The sequence below is a fragment of the Calidithermus terrae genome (assembly GCF_003574345.1).
In the GTDB taxonomy this organism is placed as follows: Bacteria; Deinococcota; Deinococci; order Deinococcales; family Thermaceae; genus Calidithermus; species Calidithermus chliarophilus.
Genome location: NZ_QXDL01000262.1, coordinates 1 through 4,966 on the forward strand (window position 1 = coordinate 1; position 4,966 = coordinate 4,966).

Sequence of the window (4,966 nt, forward strand, 5' to 3'; positions counted from 1 at the left end):
CACCCAGCCCGCCCAGCGCGACTTCGTGAGGGGCCTCTACCACCTCACCCGCGCCCACGACCCCACCCGGCTCGTCAGCGCCAACGACGGCTGGGAGCAGCCGGCCGGCGACGTCTTCGCCGTCCACGACTACACCCCCGACCCCGAGGTGGTCGTGCGGCGCTACGCCGACCTCGAGGCCCTCGAGAAGGCCGCCGAGACCTTCCGCCCCGGCGGGCGCCGCCTGGCGCTGGAGGGCTTCGAGTGGCGGGAAAAACCGGCGCTGCTCACCGAGTTCGGCGGCATCGCCTTCTCGCAGGGCGACGGCTGGGGCTACAGCCGCGCGCAGAGCGCGGAGGGCTTCGTCGAGCACTACAGCGCGCTGCTCGAGGCCGTGCACCGCAGCAAGGGGCTGGCCGGCTTCTGCTACACTCAGCTCACCGACACCTTCCAGGAGAAGAACGGTCTGCTCTACGCCGACCGCACTCCTAAAGCCGACCTCGACCGGCTGTGCCGCGCCACCCGCGGGCCCGCACAGCCCTACGACGAAGCCAACCCGCTGGGCTATTCCCGGCGCTGGCTGGACAAACAACGCAAGGCCGCCGTTTCGGTGTAAGGAGGAAAGATGAACAGGAAAGGCAAGATCGGTTTGGCGCTCCTGCTGGGCGCCCTAGGCACGGGCGGGTTCATCCTCGCGCAGACGCAGTCGAGCTACACCGGCCCCAAGGTGGAGATCACCTACCTCCACGGCTTCACCGGCCCCGACCGCCCGGTGATGGAGGACCTGGTCAAGCGCTTCAACGAGACCCACCCCAACATCGTGGTCAAGGCCACCGCCCAGCCCTGGGGCACCACCTGGAACCAGCTCGAGCCCCTCGTCGCCTCGGGCCGCGCCCCCGACGTGGTGGTGGTCAACGAGGACCAGATCACCCGCTTCATCGCCCGCGGCGCGCTCACGCCCATCACCCCGCAGATGTACCGCAGCGCGAACATCGACACCAACCGCTTCTTCAAGCCCCTCTTCGAGACCGCCAGCTACAAGGGGCAGAGCTACGGCGTGCCCATCTCGGCGGTGGCCTACGTGATGTTCTACAACAAGGCCCTCATGCAGAAGATGGGCGTGAGCAAGGTGCCCACCAACCGCGCCGAGCTGCTCACCGCCGCCCGCGCCTGCACCACCGACAAGGAAGGCCGCAAGCCCGGCCAGGCCGGCTTCGACGGCAAGAACCTCGAGACCTGGGGCATCAGCCTCTACAACAACTGGGTCGGCGCGCGCATGGCCTACTCGGCCATCCTGCAAAACGGCGGCAGCCTCGTTGACAAGGACCTCAACGCCAGCTTCAACACCCCCGAGGCCGTCGAGGCCGTGCAGTTCCTGGTAGACCTGGTGCAGAAGGAGAACGTCGCCCGCGCCAACTCCACCGAAGAGGCCGAGCTCGCCGCCTTCAGCCAGGGCAAGGTCTGCTTCTTCCCCTCGGGCCAGTGGTACCTCGACCGCTTCGAGAAGACCCCCAACTTCTCCTTCGGCGTGGCCTTCCCCCCGCGCATCGGCAACAAGCAGGACGCCACCTGGGGCGGCTCGAGCCACCTCACCCTCCCGGTGCAGCGCCAGGGCTACGACCCCAACAAGCGCGCCGCGGCCATGGAGTTCATCAACTGGATGTCGGCCGCCCCGCAGAACCTGACCTGGACCTCGACCGGCAGCCTGCCCACCGTGCGGGCCGTGGCCCAGGACAAGAAGTTCGAGAACCAGCCCATCGCCGGCATCTTCGACAAGCTCGACAGCATCTACGCCACCAGCGGCTTCCCCTGGGGCGGCCAGGTGCTCGGGCCCTTCGACGGCGCGTGGGAGCGGGCCTACCTGGGCAAGCAGCCCGTCAAGCAGGCCCTCGACCAGGGCGTGGACGAGGCCAACAAGCAGATCGCCCAGGCCCGACCCAACTTCCGCTAACCCCCCTCGCTTTGGGCCTCCACCAACCTCCTCCTGGTGGGGGCCCACCCCTCAAGGCTCCGGCGCCTCGAGCCCTTTCCCGCCCCGCCCGTAGCCGGCAACCCCGGCTTCTTGCCCCACCTTGGAGGTGCGAATGACCCGCGCGTCCGACTCGAGCCCACGGCGCGGAAGGCTTTTTGCCCTCGACGACTCCAACCCCTTAGTCCCCTACCTCTACCTGCTGCCCCACGCGGTGTTTTTCTTCGTCTTCATCGTCTACCCGGTGGGCTACGGCTTATGGGTGAGCTTCCACCGCTGGGACCTGCTGGGCGGCCAGCAGGAGTTCGTGGGCCTCACCTACTACCGCAACCTCTTCGACCCCTCCACCCCGCAGTCGCAGTTCTTCTGGAAGAGCCTGCTCAACACCACCCTCTTCACGCTCGTCAGCACGCCGCTGCTGGTGGGCGCGGCGCTGGGGCTGGCGGTGCTGCTGTACCGGCCCATCTTCGGGCGGGCGGTGTTCCGGGCCATCTTCTTCATGCCCGGCATCCTCTCGGTCTCGGTGATGGGCATCCTCTGGCGCTGGATGTTCGACAACCAGAGCGGCCTGGTCAACGTCATCCGCCAGGAGTTCTGGGGGCTGCCGGTGATCCAGTTCCTCACCACCGAGGGCTGGGCCTGGGTGCCCATCATCGTGGGCACGGTGTGGTGGACGGTGGGCTTCAACATGACGCTCTACCTCGCGGCGCTCGGCGGCATCAGCCAGAGCGTCTACGAGGCCGCCGACATCGACGGGGCGGGCCCGTGGGCCAAGTTCCGCCACATCACGGTGCCGCTGTTGGCCCCCACCACCCTCTTCATCACCGTGACCACGGTGCTGGCCTCCTTCCAGCTCTTCGGGCAGTCGCAGGTCATCACCAACGGCGGCCCCGCCCGCAGCACCCAGAGCGTGATCATGTACATCACCGAGGAGGCTTTTAGCAACTACCAGCTCTCCAGCGCCTCGGCCATGGCCTTCGTCTTCGGCGCGCTGATGCTGGTGTTCACCGTGATCCAGTTCCGGCTGATGGTCAAGGACCTCAACGCCTCGAGGGAGCGCTGACGTGGTGAGCTCCGATCGGTACTCCCGCCCCCGCGCCACCCCCCGCTGGCGCCGCGTCCGCGACCTGCCGCGCTTCATCGTCCTGGCCCTCCTGGCCGTCATCTTCCTGGCCCCGCTGTACTGGATGCTCTCGACGTCGTTCAAGCCCGAGGCCGAGACCATCTCCATCCCCGTGCAGTGGATCCCCAAGAACCCCACCCTCGAGAACTACGACGAGATCATCAACTCGCCCGACGGCAAGCTCTTGCGCTGGACCTGGAACTCGCTGTTCACCGCCTTCGCCTTCACCTTCGTGCACGTCGCGCTGTGCGTGCTGGCGGCCTACCCGCTCTCGCGCATGCGCTTCAAGGGGCGCGAGACGTGGTTCTGGTTCATCCTCTCGAGCATGATGGTGCCCGGCATCGTGACGCTGATCCCGACCTACATCATGATGCTGCAGTTCAACTGGATCGACACCTACCACGCCCTGATCTGGCCGGGGGTGGCCGGGGCCTTCGGGGTGTTCTTGCTGCGGCAGTTCTTCTCCACGCTGCCGCGCGAGCTCGAGGAGGCCGCCCGCATGGACGGGGCCAACAGCCTGCAGATCCTGCTCTTCGTGATCCTGCCGCTGTCGGTGCCGGTGCTGGTGACGCTGGGGGTGTTCAGCTTCATGGGCTCGTGGAACAACTACGTCTGGCCGCTCTACGTCGCCACCTCCCCCGACATGCAGACCCTGCCCGTCGGCCTCACCTCCTTCTCCCAGCGCTACGTCACCGAGTACGGCAAGCTGATGGCCGGGACCGCCCTGGCCGCCATCCCCGTGCTCGTCGCCTACCTGCTGGCCCAGCGCTACCTCGAGCAGGGCATCGCGCTCACCGGGATGAAGGAGTGAGCCCTCGGCAGGGGTTTTGGTCTCTCGGAGAGGAGTTCAGCATGCACTACAGGCAACTGGGTCGGACCGGGATCGAGGTTTCGGAGATCGGCTTCGGGGCCTGGGCCATCGGGGGTGACGCCTGGGGGGAAGTGGACGACGCGACCTCGCTGCGGGCCCTCGAGCGCGCCCTCGAGCTCGGGGTCAACTTCATCGATACCGCCGACGTCTACGGCGACGGTCGCAGCGAGCGGCTGGTGGGCCAGGCCGTCCGGGGAAAGCGGGAGAGGGTCATCCTCGCCAGCAAGGGCGGGCTGATGGGCCACCACCGCGACCCTAAAAGGGAGCCGGTTTACGACACCCCCGAGAAGGTGATCCGGGCCTTCGAAGCCAGCCTGCAACGCCTGGGGACCGACTACCTCGACGTCTACTTCGACCACATCTGGTGGGACAAGCACGAGGAAACCGAGGCTTTTTTGGCCGCCTTTACCCGGCTCAAGGCCGAGGGGCGGGTGAGGGCGGTAGGGGTTTCCACCGATAGCCTCGAGCATGTCCAGCACTTCAACCAGCACGGAGGGCTCGACGTGGTCCAGCTCGACTACAGCCTGCTCAACCGCAGGTCCGAGGCCGGCCTGTTGCCGTACTGTGAGCAGCACGGCATCGGGGTAGTGGTCCGAGGACCGCTGCGCATGGGCCTTCTGAGCGGCAAATTCTCGGCGCAAACCCGCTTTCCCGAGGGGGATATCCGCAAGGACTGGCCCCGGGAGGCCTGGTTCCAGGAGAGCCTGGGCAAAGTCGAACGCCTGCGCAAGTGGGTGGGACCCGGCCAGAACCTCAGCCAGCTCGCCCTGCGCTACGTGCTGGCCCATCCGGCGGTTTCAGCGGCGATCCCGGGAGCCAAAACCCCCGAACAGGTCGAGCAGAACGTGGGCGCCTCGGTCCGGCCCCTGCTGGATGAAGAACTGCTCGAGAGCCTGCGACAGGCCGTAGCCTGAAGGATAAAGATGCCAGCCAAGCCCCTCCCCCTTCTGACCCTGCTGTTTCTGATGCTCATGAGCGCCTCGAGCCAACCCCCCAAGACCTTCGTCAACCCCCTCCTCCCCAG

5 protein-coding genes are annotated in these 4,966 nt (G+C 67.1%); all 5 read left to right on the forward strand.

The features are described from left to right. On the forward strand, positions 1 to 595 hold a 595-nt coding region (locus Mterra_RS18835; protein ID WP_275054853.1), incomplete at its 5' end, for a glycoside hydrolase family 2 TIM barrel-domain containing protein. 9 nt (positions 596 to 604) lie between these two features. Next, complete coding sequence (locus Mterra_RS18840) at positions 605 to 1,930, forward strand: ABC transporter substrate-binding protein (protein ID WP_119316538.1); 1,326 nt, start codon at positions 605 to 607, stop codon at positions 1,928 to 1,930. 133 nt (positions 1,931 to 2,063) lie between these two features. Then, positions 2,064 to 3,011: a carbohydrate ABC transporter permease gene (locus tag Mterra_RS18845; RefSeq protein ID WP_119316539.1), complete on the forward strand. Its 948-nt coding sequence runs from the start codon at positions 2,064 to 2,066 to the stop codon at positions 3,009 to 3,011. A gap of 4 nt (positions 3,012 to 3,015) precedes the next feature. Next, positions 3,016 to 3,882 (forward strand): carbohydrate ABC transporter permease, encoded by an 867-nt coding sequence (locus Mterra_RS18850; RefSeq protein ID WP_245971693.1) that lies wholly within the window; start codon positions 3,016 to 3,018, stop codon positions 3,880 to 3,882. A gap of 41 nt (positions 3,883 to 3,923) precedes the next feature. Next, positions 3,924 to 4,856 (forward strand): aldo/keto reductase, encoded by a 933-nt coding sequence (locus Mterra_RS18855; RefSeq protein WP_027891662.1) that lies wholly within the window; start codon positions 3,924 to 3,926, stop codon positions 4,854 to 4,856. The last annotated feature ends 110 nt before the right edge of the window (positions 4,857 to 4,966 follow it).

What these genes read in the sequence shown, in the direction of transcription:
- Mterra_RS18840 (WP_119316538.1), top strand. Translation starts at nt 605, where the DNA reads ATGAACAGGAAAGGCAAGATCGGTTTGGCGCTCCTGCTGGGCGCCCTA.
- Mterra_RS18845 (WP_119316539.1), top strand. Translation starts at nt 2,064, where the DNA reads ATGACCCGCGCGTCCGACTCGAGCCCACGGCGCGGAAGGCTTTTTGCC.
- Mterra_RS18855 (WP_027891662.1), top strand. Translation starts at nt 3,924, where the DNA reads ATGCACTACAGGCAACTGGGTCGGACCGGGATCGAGGTTTCGGAGATC.